General features: G+C 64.7%; 21 protein-coding genes and 1 pseudogene. 12 read left to right on the top strand and 10 right to left on the bottom strand.

Annotated elements, in window-relative coordinates:
* The first annotated feature begins 136 nt into the window (after positions 1–136).
* The 3 genes from LB516_RS26005 (at position 137) to LB516_RS25995 (ending at position 2,059) form a co-directional block, all read left to right on the top strand.
* Positions 137–631 carry a CreA family protein gene (locus LB516_RS26005; protein ID WP_015317228.1) on the top strand — a complete coding sequence of 165 codons (495 nt, stop codon included), beginning with the start codon at positions 137–139 and terminating at the stop codon, positions 629–631.
* A gap of 84 nt (positions 632–715) precedes the next feature.
* Positions 716–1,357, top strand: a complete 642-nt coding sequence (locus tag LB516_RS26000; protein ID WP_224720621.1) for a DapH/DapD/GlmU-related protein — start codon at positions 716–718, stop codon at positions 1,355–1,357.
* Between the two features lie 258 nt (positions 1,358–1,615).
* Positions 1,616–2,059, top strand: a complete 444-nt coding sequence (locus LB516_RS25995; protein ID WP_181166289.1) for a low affinity iron permease family protein — start codon at positions 1,616–1,618, stop codon at positions 2,057–2,059.
* Between the two features lie 76 nt (positions 2,060–2,135).
* Here the strand turns inward: LB516_RS25995 and LB516_RS25990 are convergent, their stop codons facing one another.
* Positions 2,136–3,002, bottom strand: coding sequence for an SDR family NAD(P)-dependent oxidoreductase (locus LB516_RS25990; protein ID WP_224720620.1), 867 nt, complete (start codon positions 3,000–3,002; stop codon positions 2,136–2,138).
* 134 nt (positions 3,003–3,136) lie between these two features.
* On the opposite strand from LB516_RS25990, the gene LB516_RS25985 reads away from it, so the two are divergent.
* On the top strand, positions 3,137–3,418 hold the full coding sequence (locus tag LB516_RS25985) for a hypothetical protein (protein WP_140615659.1): 282 nt from the start codon (positions 3,137–3,139) through the stop codon (positions 3,416–3,418).
* Positions 3,419–3,475: 57 nt separating this feature from the next.
* Here the strand turns inward: LB516_RS25985 and LB516_RS25980 are convergent, their stop codons facing one another.
* On the bottom strand, positions 3,476–4,051 hold the full coding sequence (locus LB516_RS25980) for a TMEM175 family protein (RefSeq protein ID WP_140615661.1): 576 nt from the start codon (positions 4,049–4,051) through the stop codon (positions 3,476–3,478).
* Positions 4,052–4,289: 238 nt separating this feature from the next.
* Between LB516_RS25980 and LB516_RS25975 the strand changes: the two genes are divergently transcribed.
* The gene (locus tag LB516_RS25975; protein WP_140873360.1) at positions 4,290–4,697 is read left to right on the top strand and encodes an SH3 domain-containing protein; all 408 of its coding nucleotides are present in this window, start codon (positions 4,290–4,292) and stop codon (positions 4,695–4,697) included.
* A gap of 215 nt (positions 4,698–4,912) precedes the next feature.
* Positions 4,913–6,121: an MFS transporter gene (locus tag LB516_RS25970; protein WP_224720619.1), complete on the top strand. Its 1,209-nt coding sequence runs from the start codon at positions 4,913–4,915 to the stop codon at positions 6,119–6,121.
* Positions 6,122–6,181: 60 nt separating this feature from the next.
* On the opposite strand, the gene LB516_RS25965 is transcribed toward LB516_RS25970, so the two are convergent.
* Positions 6,182–7,654 carry an MATE family efflux transporter gene (locus tag LB516_RS25965; RefSeq protein ID WP_411969435.1) on the bottom strand — a complete coding sequence of 491 codons (1,473 nt, stop codon included), beginning with the start codon at positions 7,652–7,654 and terminating at the stop codon, positions 6,182–6,184.
* A gap of 98 nt (positions 7,655–7,752) precedes the next feature.
* Between LB516_RS25965 and LB516_RS29190 the strand changes: the two are divergent.
* A pseudogene (locus LB516_RS29190) lies at positions 7,753–7,832 on the top strand (L,D-transpeptidase); the annotation flags it as partial.
* Between the two features lie 175 nt (positions 7,833–8,007).
* Here the strand turns inward: LB516_RS29190 and LB516_RS25960 are convergent.
* Positions 8,008–9,477, bottom strand: coding sequence for an esterase-like activity of phytase family protein (locus LB516_RS25960; RefSeq protein ID WP_224720617.1), 1,470 nt, complete (start codon positions 9,475–9,477; stop codon positions 8,008–8,010).
* A gap of 265 nt (positions 9,478–9,742) precedes the next feature.
* Here LB516_RS25960 and LB516_RS25955 point away from each other — a divergent pair, with 265 nt between their 5' ends.
* The 3 genes from LB516_RS25955 (at position 9,743) to LB516_RS25945 (ending at position 11,981) form a co-directional block, all read left to right on the top strand.
* Complete coding sequence (locus tag LB516_RS25955) at positions 9,743–9,976, top strand: glycine cleavage T C-terminal barrel domain-containing protein (protein WP_224720648.1); 234 nt, start codon at positions 9,743–9,745, stop codon at positions 9,974–9,976.
* Between the two features lie 13 nt (positions 9,977–9,989).
* Entirely contained in the window at positions 9,990–11,543 is a 1,554-nt protein-coding gene (locus LB516_RS25950) for a trimethylamine methyltransferase family protein (RefSeq protein WP_224720616.1), read from the top strand.
* Between the two features lie 123 nt (positions 11,544–11,666).
* Positions 11,667–11,981, top strand: coding sequence for a hypothetical protein (locus LB516_RS25945; RefSeq protein ID WP_140661187.1), 315 nt, complete (start codon positions 11,667–11,669; stop codon positions 11,979–11,981).
* Positions 11,982–12,012: 31 nt separating this feature from the next.
* On the opposite strand, the gene LB516_RS25940 is transcribed toward LB516_RS25945, so the two are convergent.
* The gene (locus LB516_RS25940) at positions 12,013–14,781 is read right to left on the bottom strand and encodes an ATP-dependent helicase (RefSeq protein ID WP_224720615.1); all 2,769 of its coding nucleotides are present in this window, start codon (positions 14,779–14,781) and stop codon (positions 12,013–12,015) included.
* Between the two features lie 257 nt (positions 14,782–15,038).
* On the opposite strand from LB516_RS25940, the gene LB516_RS25935 reads away from it, so the two are divergent.
* Positions 15,039–17,354 (top strand): glucose/quinate/shikimate family membrane-bound PQQ-dependent dehydrogenase, encoded by a 2,316-nt coding sequence (locus LB516_RS25935; protein WP_140789237.1) that lies wholly within the window; start codon positions 15,039–15,041, stop codon positions 17,352–17,354.
* Positions 17,355–17,388: 34 nt separating this feature from the next.
* Here the strand turns inward: LB516_RS25935 and LB516_RS25930 are convergent, their stop codons facing one another.
* Together LB516_RS25930 and LB516_RS25925 are read right to left on the bottom strand one after the other, a co-directional pair.
* A complete protein-coding gene (locus LB516_RS25930; RefSeq protein ID WP_224720613.1) occupies positions 17,389–17,823 on the bottom strand; it encodes a hypothetical protein in 435 nt (144 codons plus the stop codon).
* 9 nt (positions 17,824–17,832) lie between these two features.
* Positions 17,833–17,979 (bottom strand): hypothetical protein, encoded by a 147-nt coding sequence (locus LB516_RS25925; protein ID WP_224720612.1) that lies wholly within the window; start codon positions 17,977–17,979, stop codon positions 17,833–17,835.
* Between the two features lie 253 nt (positions 17,980–18,232).
* Here LB516_RS25925 and LB516_RS25920 point away from each other — a divergent pair, with 253 nt between their 5' ends.
* Positions 18,233–19,120 carry a dienelactone hydrolase family protein gene (locus tag LB516_RS25920; RefSeq protein ID WP_224720611.1) on the top strand — a complete coding sequence of 296 codons (888 nt, stop codon included), beginning with the start codon at positions 18,233–18,235 and terminating at the stop codon, positions 19,118–19,120.
* A gap of 9 nt (positions 19,121–19,129) precedes the next feature.
* Here the strand turns inward: LB516_RS25920 and LB516_RS25915 are convergent, their stop codons facing one another.
* The 3 genes from LB516_RS25915 to LB516_RS25905 form a co-directional block, all read right to left on the bottom strand.
* Positions 19,130–19,576, bottom strand: coding sequence for a response regulator (locus LB516_RS25915; RefSeq protein ID WP_015317245.1), 447 nt, complete (start codon positions 19,574–19,576; stop codon positions 19,130–19,132).
* On the bottom strand, positions 19,573–20,679 hold the full coding sequence (locus LB516_RS25910; RefSeq protein ID WP_167331122.1) for a sensor histidine kinase: 1,107 nt from the start codon (positions 20,677–20,679) through the stop codon (positions 19,573–19,575). Before LB516_RS25910 ends, LB516_RS25915 begins: the two co-directional genes overlap by 4 nt.
* 185 nt (positions 20,680–20,864) lie before the next feature.
* Positions 20,865–21,788: an EamA family transporter gene (locus tag LB516_RS25905; RefSeq protein ID WP_224720610.1), complete on the bottom strand. Its 924-nt coding sequence runs from the start codon at positions 21,786–21,788 to the stop codon at positions 20,865–20,867.
* Positions 21,789–21,854: the final 66 nt, after the last annotated feature.

Genomic DNA, 21,854 nt, shown 5'->3' with positions numbered 1-21,854 from the left:
TGGCGGATGCCTGCGGTTTGATCCGACCTTCCGGCTTGCAATGTGTCAGCCTTGGCCCCACCTGAGACCCCGGCAACCCGAACCGCAGGAGGATTCTTTGCCGGGATTGACTGGGCCAGAATTTATCGGACGAGGCTTGATTGGGCGAAAACTGATCGGCGGTGCCTTGGCCGCGTGTGTCGTGCTTGCCGCCGGTAGCGCCATCGCCGAGGAAGTCGGCAAGGTCGGCGTCGACTGGATCGGCAACGACATCATCGTCGAGGCGATCAAGGATCCGAAAGTGGAGGGCGTGACCTGCCACGTTTCCTATTTCGATCGCAGTGTCATCGACCGCTTGCACAAGGGCAACTGGTTCGAGGATCCCAGCGATTCCTCGATCTCGTGCCGTCAGACCGGTCCGATCACCATCGGGGATATTGATACGAGCGAAGGCGGCGAGGAGGTTTTCAAACAAGGCATCAGCCTGATCTGGAAGAAGCAGGTGGTGAACCGCATCTACGACAAGGCCAACGAGACCTTGATCTATCTGTCGCATTCGCGCCAAGTCCAGAACGGCTCGGCCAAGATGTCGGTTACGACGGTGCCGCTCTATGGCCAGAACGTGGTGTGGAGCAACGGCAAGCCGAAATAGGCGGGTCGAACTCTACCCTGTCCTGTTCTGGCTGGCGATTGGCCCCGCTTGCGGGACCAATCGGTCTGACGTAAAGCCGCCGGCATGGACCGTTCTGAAGATCTCGTTGCGAAAGATCCCGAGCCGCGCATTCATCCAACCGCTGAGATGAAGGGCTGCAAGCTTGGCCGCTACGCCGCGATCGGCGAACGCGTCGTGCTGCGCGAGGTCATCGTCGGCGATTTCTCCTATTTCGAACGCCATGCCGAGGCGATCTACACGACGATCGGCAAATTCTGCTCGATCGCCGCCAGCAGCCGCATCAATGCGCTGGAGCATCCGATCGAGCGGCTGACCCAGCACAAGGTCAGCTATCGGCCGAACGAGTATTTCCGCTGGCTGGGCGTCGATGCCGCGTTCCGCGAGCGGCGGCGGTCGAAGGCCGTGACCATCGGCCATGATGTGTGGATCGGCCATGGCGCGGTCATCTTGCCTGGGATCGCCATCGGCAATGGCGCCGTCGTCGGCGCCAATGCGGTGGTGACGCGGGACGTGCCGTCCTACACGATCGTTGCCGGCGTGCCGGCGAAGCCGCTCAAGCAGCGCTTTGCCCCTGAAATAGCGGCACGCATCGAAGCTCTCGCCTGGTGGGACTGGCCCGTCGAGAAACTCGCCAGGGCGGTTCCCGACATGCAGGCAATGCCGATCGAGGCTTTCCTCGACCGCTGGGAAAACGACGCCGTCTGACGGAATGAGACCCCTTCCGCCATGCGGGGGTGGCGCAGCGGAAGGGGCTGGAGGTAAACCGCTGTGAAGCGGAAGGAACAGGCTCTTTGCCTGCACGGCTACAATGACCTTAAACCGATAAGGTGTGTTTTGTTCCAGATGCGCGCTTTGCGTGCATTCGATTGCGTGGGTCGTATTTTTTATCGGCGGGAACCCGAAATGGCTGCTGGTTGTTTCTTCCGGCGGACCGCATGACGCGGCGCTGTTTTGAGGGACCACATGATCGAGAAGCTTTTCACCAAATTCGCCAACCAGATCGCCCATCTCACCGGACTGCCGCTGACATTTGCGGTGTGTTGCCTGATCGTTATCGTCTGGGCGGTGAGCGGGCCGTTCTTCAATTTTTCCGACACTTGGCAGTTGGTGATCAACACCGGAACCACGATCATCACCTTCCTGATGGTGTTTCTCATCCAAAACACCCAGAATCGGGACGGCGCCGCGATCCAGGCCAAGCTCGACGAATTGATACGGGTGAGCGAGGCCAAAAACACCTTCATCGGCATCGAGCACCTGACTGAAGCCGAGGTCCAGGAAATCCGCGCCAAATGCGAGGTCGCGGCGAAGCGGCATGACGACAAAGTCGCGACCATGGCCGCAAAGAAAGTCGTGGCGGCAAAACGCAAACCGAAAAAAGAGGTGGCACGAAGCGCCGGCGGCTGAACCCGCGGTCAATTTTCGAGAGTTCCGCCGGTGTTCGAGTTATGTGATCCGCACAGCGGCCATGTTCGGGACATGCTCATCGCTTCATGAACGCCGCGAATGCATCCTTGTGGCCGGGGTGCCAGCGCGACAGGGCAGGGCGGTTTTCGATCATGTCGCCGATCGCCCAGGCCATGCGCTTTTCGTCCATGGGTCGCGCCGTCTCATTGTCGGGACACAGGATATAGAAGTCGCCCCCGACCAGCGATTCCAGCATGAAATCGATCACCTGTTCGCCCGTCCACGCTCCAGCCGGCTTTTCGGTCGCGCCCTCGGTCAGGCCGGTATAGGTGAAGCCGGGGATGAGCAGATGCGCCGACAGGCGGGCGCCGGGCTCATTGCGCAGCGCATGCGCCAGGCCCTCGGTAAAGGTCTTCACGCCAGCCTTGGAAACGTTGTAGGCGAGGTTGCCGGGCGGTGTGGTGATGCCTTGTTTGGAGCCGGTGTTGACGATCAGGCCCGGCTTGGCCGACGCCAGCATGCGCGGCGCGAAAGCTTCGACGCCGTGCACGACGCCCCAGAAATTGATGTCGAGCAGCCGCTTCCAGCCGTCGCGGTTTTCCCAGGGCTTTCCGGGGTTGTCGCCGACGCCGGCATTGTTCATCAGCAGCGAGACCTCGCCGAAGGCGCCGAATGCCCGGTCGGCGAGGCGATCGACCTCATCGGCCTTCGAAACGTTCGACGCGACGGCAAGCACGGCGTCGTCACCGGCAATCGCGGAGACGGCCCGCGCGGCATCGTCGAGGCGCGGCCCGCCAATGTCGGCCAGCACGATCTTCATGCCCATCAGCGCCAGCCGTTTGGCCGCGGCAAGGCCGATGCCGCTGGCGGCGCCGGTGATGACGGCGGTGTTGCCAGGGGCAAGCGCTGGCAGGGCGGTCTGGATCTCGGTGTCGGCGATCATCGGCGATGGTTTCCTTTTTTGATGGCGCCGAACTTAGCGCCGGAACGGGCCTGCGCAAGCCTCCGTCGGGCTTGTCGGGTTGACCGGCCCGGTCGGGGCTGCGCATGCTACGACGCCAAAAAGGAGATTTCCGATTGACGGATTGGGTTGCAATTCTGAAGGAACAGACCGCCACCGGCGACCGGATGGGGCGCGAGGTGCCGCAGATGCTGGCCAACCCCGATATCAGCGAAGCCCAGGTGAAGACTCTGTTTTCGGCGCTCGAGCAACAGGCCGAGTTCGTCGAGAAACTGCGCATGGCGCTGGAAAAGTTCGGCCATGATTTCTCGATCATCAAGGTGGCGGAGCGGCTGGAAGAGCGCTACGCCGATCTGGCCGCTTCGGTGGCGGAAAAGCTGAAGGCGATGCGCGGTTAGGCAATTCCACGAAACGTGTGAAGCGGTTTGCCCTCTCGGATTGCGTCAGGCAGATCGCTATTTTTCGATCACCCGCGCAAAGCGCGTGTCCGGCACCAGCCAGATCAGGGCGACGGCGACATAGAGCGCCACGCCGATCCACCGGTCGAGGAAGGTCAGCCCAACGGCCGCTATGTAGACGGCGAGCGAAATCCTTCCCTTGCGATCGCGGCCGATTGCCTTGGCGAATGCGGTGTCCGGCCCATGCAGCCGATGCAGCGCAATGACCAGGATGCTGTAGGCGGTCGCACACATTACAAGGTCAAAACCATAGACCGCGACCGGAACCGCGGCGAAATGGTTCTCGCCCATGAAGGCGGTCGTCACCGGCATCAGGGACAACCAGAACAGCAGATGCAGGTTCGCCCACAGCACGCGGCCGTCGACACGCTGCACGGTATGGAACATGTTGTGCAGATTGTTCCAGTAGATGCCGACATTGATGAACGAAAGCACGTAGCACAGGAAGACCGGCCACTGCGGCAGCAGCGCCGAAAAATCCTCGCCTTCCGGTACCTTCAAGTCCAGCACCATGATGGTGATGATGATCGCCACCACGCCGTCGGTGAATGCCTCGACCCTGCCCTTGCCCATGATCACCACCTCGGTCCGCGACGAATTGCCGAAAGATAGTAAATCGTTAGCGGATGTTGGCATGCCGATAAACGGCGTACGCAAAATTCCTCAACTATATCAGGGGAAACTTCCACCCGGATCGGTGATCGTGGTGATTGGCCTTGGTAACTTGTTGACTTTTCCCTGCCCAGCCTCTCCCCTTGCGATGCAGTCCCGGCCGAAGCAGTCGAACGGCCGGCGCTCGATGGAGGGACTGATGAGATTTCGATTTCTGCTTGCGATAGCGACCATTCTGGCCGCCGTCTTCGGGACGTCCGCCGCGGCCTTCGCCTACGGCGCCCACACCACGACGAGCCTCAACGTGCGTACCGGACCTGGCGCGGGATACGCCAAGGTCGGGACGTTGCCGGCCGGTCTCAGGGTCGACGTGACCGGCTGTCAGCCGGGCTGGTGCAGGATCCATGGCGGCGGTGTCAGCGGCTGGGCCAGTTCCGGCTATCTCTCGCGGGCCCAAGTCGTGCATCCGCCGGTTATCATCGTGCGCCCGCCGCATCGGCCGCCGCACTGGCATCATCGGCCCCATCACCGTCCTCCCCACCACCGCCCGCCGCACAAGCCGCGTCCCGGCAAGTGCAAGATCGCACCTGGTTTCTCCTGCAAGTAGGCCCGGCTTTTTCTGCAAACAGGACTGATTACGTCTAACGGTAAAGGGTGCCGTGATGGATCGGGGCCGCTGGCCCCGATCCACGTTTTTACGATCATCGGCTTGCCTGGCCGGGCAATGCCCACCGTGGTGTCAGGAGCCTGGCCGTCCACCGGAACGTCGGCGGTGAGGACGCGTTAACGTCGCGACCCCTGAACCTGGTGAGGAGGTTGGCCATGGCCTTTCGCGATCTGGCGCAAACTCACAACGAAGCCGGCAGCGACGTCCTCGCGATTCCGACCGTCGCGGCGATGATCGCGGTGCTGTTTGCCGGCAGCACGGTGCTGACGCCTCTCTATATCGTCTACAAGCAGCAATTCGGCTTTTCGCAGATCACCTTGACGCTGATCTACGCGGTCTATGTCGTCGGCAATCTCGGCGCCCTGCTGGTGTTCGGCAGCGTTTCGGATGTCGTCGGGCGCCGGCCGGCGGCGCTTGCAGCCATGATCGTCGCCGTCATCAGCGCGGTTGTGTTCCTGTTTGCCGGCAATGTCGCGTCGCTCGAGGTTGCGCGGATCCTGAGCGGACTTGGCATCGGCGTGGGCGCTGGGACGGGAACCGCGTGGATCGCCGAGCTTCTTCCAGAGGCCGGCAGGTCGCGCGCCAGCGTCATCGCCACCAGCACCAACTTTCTCGGCCTCGGTTTCGGGGCGCTTGTTTCGGGGCTGCTGGCCCAATACGAGCCGTGGCCATTGCGTCTGGTCTTCATTGTCTACCTGGCGACGCTCGCGGTGGTGACGATCATGGTCTGGCGCACGCGCGAAACGGTGATGAAGCCAGGCGGCCTTGGCAAGGTCTCCATGCGGCCGCGGCTTTCCGTGCCGGCGCAGATCCGCTCGCGCTTCGTGGCGCCGGCGGTGACCGGCTTTGGCGCGATGGCGCTGGTCGGCTTCTATGCGGCGGTGGCGCCGAGTATCTTGGCGCAGCAACTGCATGAGGCCAACCACGCCGTGGCCGGTGCGCTGTTCTTCGAACTGGCGATGGTCGCGGCGATCAGCATCGTGGCGCTGGCGCGGATGGGGAGCAGCAAGGCGATGCTGGCCGCGCTGGCCCTGATGATCCCAAGCGCCGTGCTTGTGGTGGCGGCGCAGATGCTGGCCTCGATGGCGCTGATGATCGCGGCGACGGCCTGCTGCGGCGTGGCGGCAGCGCTCGGCTATCGCGGCGGCCTGCAAGTGGTGAATGAGATCGCGCCGCGGGATCGCCGCGCCGAGGTCGTGTCCAGTTTCTTCGTCTGCTGCTTTGTCGGCAACGCCTTGCCTGTCATCGGCATCGGCGTCGTGTCGACTTATGCCAGTGCTGTCGTCGCGAGCCTGGCCTTCGCGGCCATGATCATCGCGTTCGCGCTGGTGGCGCTCGCCTTCGGGCTCGGACAGAGGCGCTGAGACCGCCGCGCCAGCCCGGCAAGGCACGCCGGCAAGGCACCTCGGCAAGGCGGCCCGGCATCAGCCGTTCGGCGTTTCAGGCGCCATGTTCGCGCGCTGGCGCGGCATGCCAAGGCCGGTGTCGGGCGGTTCGCCGGCAGCCGGCCTGTTCTCGATCATGTGCAAGCTGCGCCAGCCGCCGAAGCGGTAGTAGATCGCGGCCAGGATCAGAGAGGTGATCGAACCGGCCGGAAAACTCCACCACAGCGCTTCCTCGCCGATCACGCCGCGCATGTAATAGGCAAAGCCGGTGCGCACGACGAGCACCGAGATCACCAGGATGATCAGCGGCGGCATCACGGCACCCGTGGCGCGCACCGTGGCGAACAGCACGATGGTGATGCCGAACAGGATGAACGACCAGGACGCGGCCGTGTTGATATGGGCGGCGATATCGATCGCCGCGCTGTCGCTGCTCAGGAACAGGCTCAGGATCGAACGGTCGAAGACCCATAGCAGCGCGACGAGGGCGCCGGTCAGGACAAGGTTGAAACCGACGCCGGAGGCGGCGATGCGGCCGATCCGGTCCCAGCGACCGGCGCCGACATTCTGCGCCGCCATGGAAGAGACCGCGGCGCCGATGGCGAGCGCCGGCATCTGGATGTAGGTCCAGAGCTGCGCGGCGATACCGTAGGCGGCGGCGACCTGCGAACCGTAGGAATTGACGATGCCCATCACCGTCAGGGCCGCCGCCGAGATGACGATCATCTGCAGGCCCATCGGCACGCCCTTGAAGACGACGATGCGCAGCAGCGCCGCATCCGGGCGCAGCAGGACGAGATTGGCGCCGGCCAGCCGCAACGGATGCTTGCGCACGTAGAGCACGACGAGGATGGCGACGACGCTCACGGTCTGGCCGATCAGGGTCGAGGTGGCGGAACCGGCGATGCCGAGTTCAGGAAACGGGCCGATGCCGCGGATGAGCAGGGGATTGAGCACGATGTCGAGCACGACCGCCAATGCCATGAAGATGAAGGGGGTGCGTGAATCGCCCGCACCGCGCAGCACGGTCATGACGAAGGACAGAAGGTTCATCATCGGCACGGCGACGAAGATGATGCGCAGGTAGGAGCGTGCGAGCGGCAAGGCGTCGGCCGGCGTGCCGAGCGCGCCCAGGATGGCATCGACCCAGATCCAGCCGCAGACCGCGAACACCACCGAGACGAGGAAGAAGAAGGTGGCGCTGGTGCCGACGATGCGGCGCGCCTCGGGCAGGTCGCGGGCGCCGACCGACTGCGCCACCAGGATTGTGGCCGCCATGCCGATGCCGAACACCGTGCCGAGGATCAGGAACAGAACGAGGTTGGCGTTGGACGTCGCGGTCAGCGCCGACTCGCCGAGGAAGCGGCCCACCCAGACGGCGTTGACCGAGCCGTTCAGTGATTGCAGCACGTTGGAGCCGAGCACCGGCAGGGCGAAGAGCAGCAGCGTGCGCGGGATCGGGCCGCTGGTCAGGTCGCCGGTACGCCGGCGTGCGGGCATTTTTTCGTCCATGGCGGCGAACCTGGCAAATGTGACTCTGGCCCGCGACGATACCGCAGGCCGGACCGAGATGCACCCTGCGCCGAGGCGCAGTGACCGTCGATCGGCCGGGCTCGCCGGAATGGAATTCGATCGGCAAGAACGCGTCGTCCGGCTGCGTGCGCTTATGAACCAGGACATCATCGACCTCCCGCTCAGGTCTTCGTGCGGCCCAACCTGTCGGCAGCCGGCAAGATCATGGCCGTGTCGAGCAGGACGGCCGAGCCGATCGATGCCGGCGTGCCGAAGGACGCGGAATTCCTGAAGTAGGGCTTCGCGACCTGCTCAAGCGGACGCGCCAGGCGCGCCCGCTTGAGCAGTGGTCGTTACTTCTTGCCGAGACCTGGCAGCGTGACCTGATAGACCAGGAACATGGTGTCGACATCGGCGCCGTCGTCGGCCTTGTAAGGCGCGCCGACCTGGAAGCCGTCCTGGGCGAGGAAGTCATTGTCGTTGCCGACGAACAGGAAATAGTCGTCGGGCAGCTTGGGATCGAGGACGCTGACCAACGACATCGCTTCCCACTTCTCCGAAAGCTCGTTGTGGTCCTTCGCGCCGCCATTGTGCAGGCCGAAGTGGCCAAGCGCGGTGGCGTCGTTGATGTCTATGAACGGCGTCAGCTTGGCCGGCGTCACCGAGGGATCAAGCACGCCCTTGGGCGCGACCGGCTTGTCGGCCGCATCGAAGGCGCCGCCCGCGATGTCGGTCGCGCCGGAGACGTCGACGATGTTGATCTGGCGGTAGAGCGAAGCGTCACCCTTCTTCAGGCCCTGGCCGTTGCCGCTGTCGCGCGCCAGCATCAGGAAGGACGTGGCCGAAAGCGCCACGATCTCGCTCTGCGCGGCGATTTTGGTCTTGCCCTTGGCATCCTTGAACACCGGCAGCGGCACGACATATTCATGCGCGAGCTTCAGATGGGCGAGGTCGGAGGCATCATAGACCAGCGCCCGCGTGTTCTGCCGTGTCGAGGGTGAATCGCCGCCATCCTGCCTCGGAGCCGACTGCAGCACAGCGATCAGGAACTTGCCGTCCGGCGTGATCCCCATGCCTTCGAGGCCCTGATTGTTCTGGCGCCCGGTTTCGGGATCCTTCGGATCAGGGTCGGCGGCGCCCGGCCCGGGATTGTCGGAGGAGAAGTTCGGCGCTCCCTTGCGCATCGGCACGAGGGCCGCAGGCGGCTGGGTCGCCGACATCAGGCGGCCTTGCGCGGAGAACCTGTAGATGTTGGGGCCGTACTCGTCGGAGATGAACATCGAGCCGTCCGGCAGCCGTACGATGGCTTCATTGTCGAGCGCGAGCTTGCCATTGGTGGCGACGGGCAGCATCGGCATGTCGCCGGCCGCGGCGCGTACGTCCGACAGCGGATCGAGGCCGGTGGCATCGGCGCCCTTGTCGTCTGTGAGAAGCATGGTGTCGGCAAGCGTCGCCTTGACGCCCGTCTGCTCCTGGCCGGCGGCGGGAGCAGCGCCCGGCGCGACAGGCGTGAACTCGATGGCGATGGTGTTGAGGCGCGGCCGGTAGTCGGTGGTGCCGGCGACATTGTAGCCACGGTCGGGCAGTAGCCAGAGCGATCCCTTGTAGGTGCCGGCATCATGCGTCCAGCCCGAAATGTCGATCGCCATGCCCGAGCCCGAGCCGAAGGTCTCGCCGAACTTGTCGCGCTGGTCGGCCGGGATGCGGCCGACGCCGACGAGGCCCTTGTTGATGTAGGCCACGCCATCGGCAAGCGCCGGGGTGAGGGCGGTGAACAAGGCCAGCGCGACGCCGAGCGAGGCGGTTCGGTGCAGGTGTTTCATGGACAATCCTCTTTGTGACGAAGCACGCCGGAGCGGCCGAAGGAAAAATGAAAAAGAGGTGCCGCATCGATGATGCCGCGCGTGCCTCCCCGAAAGCGATCTAAGGCGTCAACATGATGCTTGCGTGACAGAGGGCGACACGGGTCAGCCGGTATCTCCATGTGCTGATAAAAAACGCTGGAGAGCGGGAATTGGTGACCTCCCATGGAGCGTCCCTGGCATAATAGGCACTTATGTCTAGTACGGATATGATGCCGGCTTCGAACTGACCGGGAGGGATGAAGCCGCACTGTCGCGCCGTGGTCATCGGGGCGGCGTTGTCGGCGCCTCGGACGGATTTGGCTACACGATCGGCAAGAGCGTCGCGCTGGCGTTGGTGGACGACGGTTTCGCTGGGGAGGGGATGGCGCTTTGCGTGCACATTGTCGGCGTCGAACGGACGGCGCGGGTCATCGCGGCCTCGCCCTACGGTCCCCAGGGCAGGGCGATGCGGCAATGAGGAGGAGTTTCTGATGGTCGATGACGCTGCACGGGATACCAGGCGCGAACGCCGGCGCGGACGCATGGGCGAGGCAGGCAGCGAATCGAGCCGCAAGCCCAATTACCGGTCGCTGAAGAATCCATTCCTGCCGCAGCCGATCTTTTCCGACGACCAGGTGGCGTCGATCCACGACACGGCGCTGCGCGTGCTGGAAGAATTGGGCATCAAGGTGCTGCTGCCCGAGGCGCGCGAGGTGCTCGCCCGCGCCGGCGCCCTGGTCGACCCCGACACCGATATGGTGCGCATCGGTCGCGACATGGTGGCGGCAGCCTTAGCCTCGGCGCCGCGATCGATCCACGCTTATGCCGGAGCGCGCGATCGCGACCTGTCGCTCGAACTGGGCTCGATGACATTCCTGGCGGGCTCCGGCGCGCCCAATGTCACCGATCTCGAGCGCGGCCGGCGGCCCGGGACGCTGGTCGCCTTCGAGGAGTTGATCAAGCTGGTGCAGCATTTCGACGTCTTGCACATGCTGGGGCCGTGCATCGAACCGCAGGACATCGACAATCGTTTCCGCCACTATGCCGTCAACCGGGCGCAGCTGACTCTGTCGGACAAATTTCCGTTCGTGTTCGCGCGTGGCACGCCGCAGGTCGATGACAGTTTCGAGATGATCAGGCTGGCGCGCGGGCTGTCCGAGGACGAGTTCCGCTCGGGCGCGCATTGCTACACCGTCATCAACACCAACTCGCCGCGCCAGCTCGACATTCCGATGGCGCAAGGCATCATCGATTTCGCCAAGGCGGGCCAGGTCCTGATCATCACGCCGTTCTGCCTGGCCGGTGCGATGGCGCCGATCACCGTGGCCGGCGCGCTGACCTTGCAGCATGCCGAAGCGCTGGCCGGGCTGACGCTGGCGCAGATCGTGCGGCCGGGCGCGCCGGTGGTCTATGGTTCCTTCTCCTCCAATGTTGACATGAAATCGGGCGCACCGGCTTTCGGCACGCCGGAGCACGTCAAAGCCACGCTGGGCGCAGGCCAGCTGGCGCGCTTCACCGGTCTGCCCTGGCGCTCGGGCGGCGGCAGCGCGGCCAACATTTCAGACGCGCAGGCCGCGCACGAGACGCAGTTCGCGCTGTGGGGCTCGGTGCTGGCGGGCGCCACCGTCTGCATCCACGCGGCCGGCTGGCTGGAAGGGGGCTTGAGCGTTTCCCTGGAAAAGCTGGTCACCGACATCGAGGCGCTGCAGACGGTCGCGGAACTTTGTGCGGCGACCCCCGGCGACGACGACGCAATAGGCTTCGAGGCGATCGCCGAAGTGCAGCCGGGCGGCCACTTCTTCTCGGCCGGCCACACCATGGCGCGCTATCGCACCGCCTTCTACGAGCCGCTGGTGGCCGACTGGTCGAATTTCGGCAACTGGACGCAAAGCGGCTCGAAGACCGCGACCGAACGCGCCACCGGCATCTGGAAGCGCACCCTTGCCGATTTTGAGCCGCCGGCCGCGGCGGCCGCCACGTCAGGCGTGCTCGACGCGTTCATCGCGCGGCGCACGGAAGAGGGCGGCGCTGCGCCAGTGTCGTGAGATAGTTCGCGGATCCATCATCCCGAATTGTGGCCGTGATCCCGGAACCCGCGGCGCGTCCCGCGCATTCATGGATGCGGGCCAATGCCTGGCTCCATCCGTGAGCCGTTGAGGGAGGACGACATGGGTTTCGACCAGTACCACGAACCGCCGGAAGAATTGTCGCAGGAAGTGCGGACCTTTGCCCGCATGATCACCTCGCTGATCGAGGAGGCGGAAGCGATCAGCTGGTACGAACAGCGCATGTCGGTCGAGAAGAACCCGCAGGCCAAGGCGATCATGAAGAACGCGCAGAGCGAGGAGTTCAAGCATTTCGGCATGGACCTCGAATTCCTGCTGCGCCAGAAGACGGATTGGCGCGTGGAACTGAAGGAAATCCTGTTTACGACGGGGGATATCGTGAAGGCCGGGGAGAAGGGCGAGAAGAAGGTGGATTGAGGCCGGACGTCAGCCTTCGAGGCTGGCAGCCTCACACTGGCAGCACAAACCCGTCCAGTACGCGCTTCTGGCCGGCCTTGTCGAAGTCGATGGTCAGCTTGTTGCCCTCGATGGCTGAAATGTTGCCGTTGCCGAATTTCTGGTGGAAGACGCGGTCGCCGACGCTAAAGGTGGACGGCGTGTCGGAGACGGACTTGGCGACCAGTTCACCGTCGATGGTGCGGCCCTTGACGCTGGTGCGGCCGGCGCCGTAGCCGGAGTCTGTTTCACCATAGCCGATGCGTTCGACCTGATGGCCCGAACGCGTGCCCCAGTTGCGGTCGGTCGCCTCGGTGCGGTTGGCCTGCGCACGCTGCCAACCCGGCGTCGAATAGGTGTTGGAGAAGGCGCCGGATTTTTCCCCGCCCGAAGTGCCGCCGATATTGTCGAAGCGCGAGGCGCCATAGGGGTTCTGTCTTCCTGCCCCCTGGCCGCCGCCGCGGCCGGATGCGAACGAGCCGCCGCCATAGGGATTGCCGTAGCCGCCATAGGAGTTGCCGGCTTCGGCGACCTCGACATGGGCTTCCGGCAGTTCCTCGAGAAAGCGCGACGGGATGGTCGATTGCCAGAGCCCGTGGATCAGGCGGTTGGAGACGAACCAGATATGCAGGTTCTTCTTGGCCCGCGTCAGCCCGACATAGGCGAGCCGCCGCTCTTCCTCGAGCCCGGAGCGGCCGCCTTCGTCGAGTGCGCGCTGATGGGGAAAGAGGCCTTCTTCCCAGCCGGGCAGGAAGACGGTCTCGAATTCGAGGCCCTTGGCCGAATGCAGCGTCATGATGGAGACGGCATCGAGCCCGGCATTCTGCTCGGCATCCATGACCAGCGCGACATGTTCGAGGAAGGAGCGCAGCGATTCGTACTCCTCCATCGAACGGATCAGTTCCTTCAGGTTCTCAAGCCGCCCGGGGGCTTCCGCCGAGCGGTCGTTCTTCCACATGTCGGTGTAGCCGCTCTCCTCGAGAATGGTCTCGGCGAGTTCGGTGTGCGGCGTGGTTTCCAGCGCCTTTTGCCAGCGTTCGAAATTGGCCGCGACCTCGCGCAGCGCGGCGCGCGGTTTCGGCTTCAGCTCGTCGCTTTCCGCCAGTGTACCCGCCGCCTCCAGCATCGGGATGCGCAAGGCGCGCGCGGTGTCGTGGATCTGGCGGATGGTCGCTTCGCCCAAGCCGCGCTTGGGCACATTGACGATGCGCTCGAAGGCGAGGTCGTCGGTGCTGTTGGCGACGACGCGGAAGAAGGCCAGCGCGTCGCGGATTTCCATGCGCTCGTAAAAACGCGGACCGCCGATGACGCGGTAGTTAAGGCCGAGCGTGATGAAGCGGTCCTCGAAGGCGCGCATCTGGAAGGACGCGCGGACCAGGATCGCCATGTCGTTCAAATTGTGCTTCTGGCGCTGGTAGGCCTCGATGGTCTCGCCGATGGCGCGGGCTTCCTCCTCCGAATCCCAGGCGGCGTGGACGTTGACCTTGCCGTCCTCCGGATCGTTGCGGTCGGTGAACAGCGTCTTGCCGAAACGGCCCTCATTGTAGGCGATGAGATGGGAGGCGGCCCCCAGTATGTGCGCGGTCGAGCGGTAGTTGCGCTCCAGCCGGATGATGGTGGCGCCCGGAAAATCCTTGTCGAAGCGCAGGATGTTGTCGACCTCGGCGCCGCGCCAGCCGTAGATCGACTGGTCGTCATCGCCGACGCAGCAGATATTGACTTTGTTTTCGCTCACGGGCTGTTCCGCGCCTGCCGGCGCGGGCCCTCCGCGGGGGCCTCGCAACGGCTCGGACGCCCGGTCGGGCTTGCGGCCTTCGGCCGAAACTGCTGATTCGTCCTCTGGAGTTGCGGGTCTATAGCTACCCGCTTCCGTTCTATCCGAAACACCGGAAAAACTTGGAACGCGCCCACCCGGAGAAACACTTCGCGCTGGTTGTGATCCGCTCGGCCTCTGCGCCAAGAGCCGCAGCCACATGTATTGGGCGGTGTTGGTGTCCTGGTACTCGTCGACGAGGATGTATTTGAACCGCCGGTGATAGTCCTTCAGCACATCGGGATTGGCGCGGAAGATGCGGATCGGGTGGCAGAGCAGATCGCCGAAATCGCAGGCGTTCAGCGTCTGCAGCCGCTCCTGATAGGCCTTGTAGAGCTCGCGGCCCTTGCCGTTGGCGAAGCTGCGCGCATCGCCCTCGGCGATATCGGCCGGACCCTGGCCCTTGTTCTTCCAGCCGTCGATCATCTGGGCGAACTGTTTCGCGGGCCAGCGTTTGTCGTCCAGGCCCTCGGCCTGGATCAGCTGCTTGATCAAGCGCACGACGTCGTCGGTGTCGAGGATGGTGAAGCCGGACCTCAGGCCGGCAAGCTCGGCGTGGCGGCGCAGCAGCTTCACGCCGATCGAGTGGAAGGTGCCGAGCCACGGCATGCCCTCGACATTGCCTTCGCCGATCAGGATGCCGATGCGCTGTTTCATCTCGCGCGCGGCCTTGTTGGTGAAGGTGACGGCCAGGATCTGCGAGGGGAAGGCCCTGCCGGTGGCAAGGATGTGGGCGATGCGGGTGGTCAGCACGCGCGTCTTGCCCGTGCCGGCGCCGGCCAGCACCAGAACCGGGCCTTCGGTGGTCTCCACGGCCAGCCGCTGCTCGGGATTCAAGCCCCTGAGATAGTCGGGCGCATTGTTTTGGCCGCCGCGGGCAGCCATGGCGCGCGCGGCAATGCCCGACGGGGCCGTGGGCCGCGCATTGGGTTCGTCGAAAAAGGGCATGTCTTCGGAAAAGCCGGACATCTCCCCCGAATGTAGTGATTCGGGAGGGAAAGACCAGAACTGTCTACGTTTTGTTCCGGTAAAGTGCCCGATACGGCGGCTTCACCGATATGGGAACCGCCGTTGTGGAACAATCCCAGGCGGAACGAGGTTGCTGCCCGCGGGTCCGCGACCTACGCTTGACAGGCGCCGCCGTCGGGAGAAAGTTGCACGGGAAACGCGCAATGCCGGGTTGCCCTAGCCCGCCCCACGCGCGCAACAGTCGAAGGAGTATCATCTTGGCTGTCACCATCACCTCCCTCATTCTCTTCCTCATAGGCCTGGCGCTTGGCGCCGGCGGCATCTGGTTGGCTTCGCTGGGCGGCAGTTGGTACTACATCATCGTCGGTCTCGCCTTCCTGGTCGCCGCCTGGCTGCTCTACCGGCGCCGTTCCACGGCGCTCTGGCTCTACGCGGCGATCGTGCTCGGCACGCTGGCCTGGGCGGTCTGGGAAACCGGCTTCGACTGGTGGGAGCTCGGCCCGCGCGGCGGCATCATCGTGCTGGTGGCGTTGTGGCTGCTGACGCCGTGGGCGCGGCGCGGCCTTGCCGGTCCGGACGGGCGAGCCCCTTTGATCCTTGCCGTGCTGGCATCGCTGGCGGTGGCCGGCTATTCGATGACCACGGACCCGAAGGACATCGGCGGCGCCCTCGACACCGACAAGGTGATCCCCAACGCCAATCTCGGCGGCGATGTGCCTGCGGGCGAATGGCACTATTACGGGCGCACGCAGTTCGGCCAGCGCTATTCGCCGCTCGACCAGATCACGCCGGAAAACGTCGCCAACCTGAAGCCGGCCTGGACCTATCGCACCGGCGACGTCAAAGGCCCCGACGATGTCGGCGAGACCACTTATCAGGTGACACCGCTCAAAGTGGGCGACACGCTCTATATCTGCACGCCGCACAACTTCGCCATCGCCGTCGATGCGGCGACCGGCAAGGAGAAGTGGCGCTACGATCCCAAGATCAAGCTCGACAAGGACCGCCAGCACCAGACCTGCCGGGGCGTTTCCTATTATGCCGATGCGGCGGGCGCCGCCGGCCAGCCCTGCGCGGCGCGCGTCTACCTGCCGACCTCGGATGCGCGGCTGATCGCGCTCGATGCCGCCAACGGGCAGGTTTGCCCGGCCTTCGCCGAGGGCGGCACGCTCAATCTGTTGACCGGCATGCCGTATCCGAAGTCGGGCTATTACTACTCGACCTCGGCGCCGCTGATTGCCGGCGGCAAGATCATCGTCGGCGGGGCGGTCAATGACAATTATTCGACGCAGGAGCCGTCCGGCGTCATCCGCGCCTATGATGCGAGCAGCGGCAAATTGCTGTGGAACTGGGATTCCGGCAATCCGGACCAGACGACGCCGTTGCCGGCCGGCCAGACCTACACCGCCAACTCGCCCAACATGTGGTCGACGCCGAGCGCCGACGAGAAGCTCGGCCTGCTCTACGTGCCGCTCGGCAACCAGACGCCGGACCAGCTCGGCATGGGCCGCAGCGCCAATGTCGAGAAATTCTCCTCCTCGATCACCGCGCTGGACCTCAACACCGGGCAGTTGAAATGGGTGCGCCAGACCGTGCACCATGACCTCTGGGACATGGACGTGCCGGCGCAGCCGAGCCTGATCGACATCACCAAGGCCGACGGCTCCGTGGTGCCCGCGCTGGTCGGGCCGACCAAGCAAGGGGACCTCTATGTGCTCGACCGGCGCACCGGCGAGCCGGTGATTGCGGTCAAGGAAGTGCCGGCGCCCGGCGGCGCCATCGAGGGCGACCACACATCGCCGACGCAGCCGGCGTCCGACCTTTCCTTCAACCCGCCGCCGCTGACCGAGCACGATATGTGGGGCATCACCATGTTCGACCAGCTGGCGTGCCGCATCGCGCTTCACAAATTGCGCTATGAAGGCCGCTACACGCCGCCTTCGCTGCAGGGATCGCTGGTTTATCCCGGCAATTTCGGCACGTTCAACTGGGGCGGCGTGGCGGTCGATCCGGTGCGGCAAGTGATGTTCGGGATGCCGACCTATCTTGCCTTCACGTCGCGGCTGGTGCCGCGCGCCGACGTGCCGCCGCCGGGCGACACCAAGGGCAGCGAGCAGGGGCTGAACCGCAATGACGGAGCGCCCTATGCGGTGGTGATGGGACCGTTCCTGTCGCCACTCGGCATTCCGTGCCAGGCGCCGCCCTGGGGCTACGTCGCGGGCGTCGATCTTCGCACCGGCGCGATTGCCTACAAGCACCGCAACGGCACCGTCTACGACATGACGCCGCTGCCGTTGCCGTTCAAGGTCGGGGTGCCCGGCATTGGCGGGCCGATGATCACCGCCGGCGGTGTCGCCTTCCTGGGTGCCGCGGTCGACGACTATCTGCGCGCCTACGAGCTGACGTCAGGCAAGCAGCTCTGGCAGGCGCGGCTGCCGGCCGGAGGGCAATCGACGCCGATGACCTACACCGTCGCGGACGGACGCCAGTTCGTGGTCATCGTCGCCGGCGGCCACGGCTCGGTGGGCACCAAGCCGGGCGATTACGTGATGGCCTACGCGCTGCCGAAGTAGGCAGGCGGGGTTACCGGGTCCGGCGAGCCGACGATCAGCCGAGCCCCAGATGGCTCTTTAGGCTCGGCACCGAGCCAAGCACTTGGTTGGTCAGATCGGGGCCTGCGGCCGCCTCGGCCTGCTGGACAAGCGTCTCGCCAGCCTTCTGGATCTGCGCCAAGTCGAGGCCGGAGGCCTTGAGCGCCGCGAGGCCGTTGACCAACGCGCCGGCCTTTTCGCCGAGAACGCCGCCAAGCGCGCCCTGCAGCGACGACAGGAAGCCGCCACCGCCGCCGGCCGGGGCGGCCATGACGTCATATTTCTGCGCCAGCGCATCGGCGCCCGGAATCTTGGCGAAGAAGGAGGAGGCGCTGGTGCCTTCGGCCTCGTGCTCGAGCACCGAGAAAATGGTGCCGACGACCTTTTCGGTCGTGGCCTGGTCGAGACCGGCCTTCTGCGAGACGGTGTTCACGATGTCCTGGACGTTCATGACTTCACCTCAACCTTGGGTTTTCGTGTTCGCGGGCTGGCGCTTGCGGCTGCGGACCCTGACCATGGACTTGCGGCTTGCCGCGACAACAGCCGCGCGCATCGCCAGAACGGCCGCCACGAAGGCGGTTGCCAGGATCGGCGAGGGCATGGTCATCGGCATTGTTCCTTTCAGATCGGGCCTATAGGACCGTGACCGCCAAGGGCGGCCGGCCAGCCAGTTTCCCCCACTATTGTGGCAGCGCCATCAAGATTTGTCACCGATGACAAAAACGTGATGATCTTCAGCCGACTGACCGGCGGCCGCCAAGGCAGCGAGATGTCACGCTCCGGTGACTGGACGATGAGAGGCTCGCCCCTATCTTGCGACCGGCAAGGACACCGCAGTCGCGGCGAGATCGGGGAAGCCCATGGCCGACGTCACCACCAAACCCGTCATCACCCAGGCGATGATCGATGCCTATGATGAATACACGCATCTGACGCTGGATCGCCGCCGCTTCATGGAGCAACTGACCAGGCTTGCCGGATCGGGCGCGGCGGCCGCCGCGATCGCGCCGATGCTGGCGGCGAACTCGGCCCAGGCGGCGATCGTCGCCGACAACGATGCCCGCGTGAAGGGCGAGGACATCACCTATCCCGGCAGCGGCGGCGAGGTGAAGGGCTATCTGGTCAGGCCTGCGGACCAGGCCGGCAAGCTCGGCACGGTCGTCGTCATCCATGAAAACAGGGGGCTCAACCCGCATATCCGCGACGTCGCCCGGCGCGTGGCGCTGGAAGGATTCGTGGCGCTCGCGCCGGATTTCCTGTCGCCGCTCGGCGGCACGCCCACTGACGAGGACAAGGCGCGCGACATGTTCGGGAAGCTCGACCCGGCGCAGACCGTGGCCAATGGCGTGGCGACGGTCGCCTTCCTCAAGGGCGACAAGGACGGCAACGGCAAGGTCGGCGCCATCGGCTTCTGCTGGGGCGGCGGCGCGGCCAACATGCTGGCCGTCAACGCGCCCGACCTTGCGGCGAGCGTCGCCTATTACGGCATGCAGCCGAAGGCCGCCGACGTCTCGAAGATCAAGGCCGCGTTGCTGCTGCACTATGCCGGCCTCGACGAGCGCACCAATGCCGGCATCGATGCGTTCACGAAGGAACTCGACGCCGCCCATGTCGAATACACGGTCTATGTCTATGAAGGCGCCAACCATGCCTTCAACAACGACACCTCGGCGGCGCGCTACGACAAGAAGGCGGCCGACCTCGCCTGGGGCAGGACAATCGCCTTCCTCAAGCAGAAGCTGGCATGACCATCGACTTCAGGCCGCCGGCGCCCAGATCGTCTTGAAGGCCGGCGACAGGGTGAAGCCCGCCGGGCGCTCCGATTTCGGCGGCGGGCGCCGCACGCCTTCCTGCAAATAGCGCAGGGCAGAGGTCAGCCCGTTCATCGTGTAGGGCTTGGCGATGACGCCGATCGCACCGGCGAAGTGGTCGGGGATGCGCTTCGGGTTGGCGGTCATGAAAATGACCATCGAGTTCTTTCTGTCGCCAATATATTCGGCGACGTCGATGCCGGTCGGGCCGTCGGTGAGATGGATGTCGACAAAGGCGATATCGGCCTGCGTGGTATCGACCATGTCCTTTGCTTCGGCGAGCGATGTTGCCCAGCCGACGACGCTGTGCCCGGCGTCCTCGACCAGGCTCTCCAACTCCATGGCCAGCAGCGCCTCGTCCTCGACGATCAGGACCTTGAGCGGTTCAATCATGACAGGTTCCCTTTGTGCTGTGGTCCATTGGGCATCGAGATGACAACGCGAGTGCCGGGACCGGCATCGCGCCACTCGATGTCGGCACGCAATTGGCGGGCAAGCGACTTGATCAGCCGCATGCCGAAGGAGGCGTCGCCATTGGCGCCCGCCATGCCGACGCCGTCATCCGAGACCTCGATGTTCAAATGGCCGTCCGGCTGGCTCATCTTGATGCCGATGCTGCCCGATCTCGTGCCGTCGGGCCTTTCCTTGAAGGCATGCTTGAGCGCGTTGGTGACGAGTTCGTTGACCATCAGCGCCACCGGCGTCGCCTTCTCGGCCGGGACGACGACGGGCTCGAGATCGAGTGTCGGGTTGATTTCCGAACGTCCCGAAGCAGTCAGCAGGTCGGAGATGAGATCCTTGGCGAAGTCGGAAACATCGAACTTGCTGACATCCTTGGACTGATAGAGCCGGCGGTGCACGGTGCTGAGCGCCTCTATGCGCTCCAACATCGTGCCAAGCGAGCGCTTGAGGTTCGCGTCGGAGACGGTGCGGCTCTGCATGAGGATAAGCGAGGAGATCATCTGCAGATTGTTCTTCACCCGATGATCGACCTCATGCAGCAGCGTGGTCTGCGCCTCAAGCGCCGCTTCGAGCTCAGCCGTGCGTTCCTTGACGGCCTTTTCGAAACGCTCCTTGTCCGCGGTGATGCGATTTTCCCAGAGCTTCCGGTCGGAAACATCGAGTTGCGAGGCGAAGAAGAACTGCATTTCGCCTTTGTCGTTGGAGACGGGGCTTATGTAGAGCGCGTTCCAGAAGGTCGACCCGTCCTTGCGGTAATTCAGGATATCGACACTGATGTCGGTTTCATCGGCGATCGCGGCGCGTATCTGAGCGATCGCTTCCTTGTCGCTCTCCGGCCCCTGCAGGAAGCGGCAGTTCCTGCCGAGAACCTCGTCGCGCTCATAACCCGTCAGGCGCAGAAAGGCGTCGTTCGCAAAGACGATCGGATTGTCCTGCCGGCGCGGATCGGTAATGATCATCGACATGCGCGTGGCGCGGATGGCCGCCGCGAAGGGGTCGCCCTTGCCGTGCTCGACATGAAGGTCGTCGGTCATGTGCCATGCGTCCGCCGGCTCCCTGGTCCGTTTCCGTTCCATAGCGTCGCTCCAAGCCATTTTTCGCGGGAGACAACGGCTCAAAGTAGAATTTGGTTTCAATCTCGGCTGGCCTGTCGCAGTTCGTCGCAAGCGGGAACCGATGGAGGCTTTCCGCAACCGACCGCGAGGAAGGGGTTTCCCGGCTAGCCAGCCGAGGCCGGCCTGTGAAGCGCGACGCCGGCCACGACCAGCGCGATGCCGAGGCAATCGGACGGACCGGGTACCTGGCGCAGCACGACGACGCCGATCAGCGTTGCGGTGACCGGCAGCAGCGACAGCATCAGCGCGAAACTCGCGCGCGGCAACCGCGCCATGGCGAGCTGGTCGCATACGTATGGAATGACCGACGAGCAGATGCCGACGCCGATGGCGGCGACGAGCAGCGGCGGCGACAAAAAGGCGGACAGGGCGTCGGCGAAGCCAACGGGCAGCACGACGACGAAAGCGACCGCCATGGCCGCACCCAGGCCGGCGATGCCGTCGCCGGCGCCCGCGCGGGCGACACGGTGTCCAAGCACGATGTAGCCGACAAAGAGCGCGCCGTTGAGGAAAGCCCAGACCAGCCCGACCGGGTCGGTTGACCATTTGACGTGGATCAGCAGCAAGGTGCCGGTGACAGCGACGGCAAGAGCGGCCAGATTGCGGGCGCTTCTGAGGCCGGCGAGCGCGACGCCGATGGTGCCGGCGAATTCGATCGCCGCCACCAGCGAGATCGGCAGGCGGTCGAGCGCCAGGTAGAACGAACAGTTCATCACCGCCAGGCAAGCACCGAAGGCAACGAGCAGGAGCCGCGTCGGAGGATCGGCGCTGGCGAAGGTTCGCCATGCGCGGGTCAATGGCGCGAAGACCAGCGCCGCGGTGGCTACGCGCAGCCAGGCCATGCCGAGCACGCCGACTTGCGCAAAAAGCAGCACGGCGAAGGCCGGGCCGAGATAATGAAAGACAGCGCTGACAGCGAACCAGATATGAGGCGGCAATCTTGTCGCGAGCCCGGCGAGCGCAGGGCCGGCAAAGGCCGGGGTGGCAGCGGCAGGGCTGGCATGCGGGGCTTGCCTCTGGTCATCCATGGGATCAGTATCGTAGCCAATCCTCCCTATTCATATGGATGATGACCAGCTTGACCAATCATTCCT

It is taken from the genome of Mesorhizobium sp. CO1-1-7, assembly GCF_020164885.1.
Classification (GTDB): Bacteria; Pseudomonadota; Alphaproteobacteria; order Rhizobiales; family Rhizobiaceae; genus Mesorhizobium; species Mesorhizobium australicum.
Note: the sequence above shows the minus strand (reverse complement) of the source record. Positions and strands in the feature narration are given on the sequence as shown.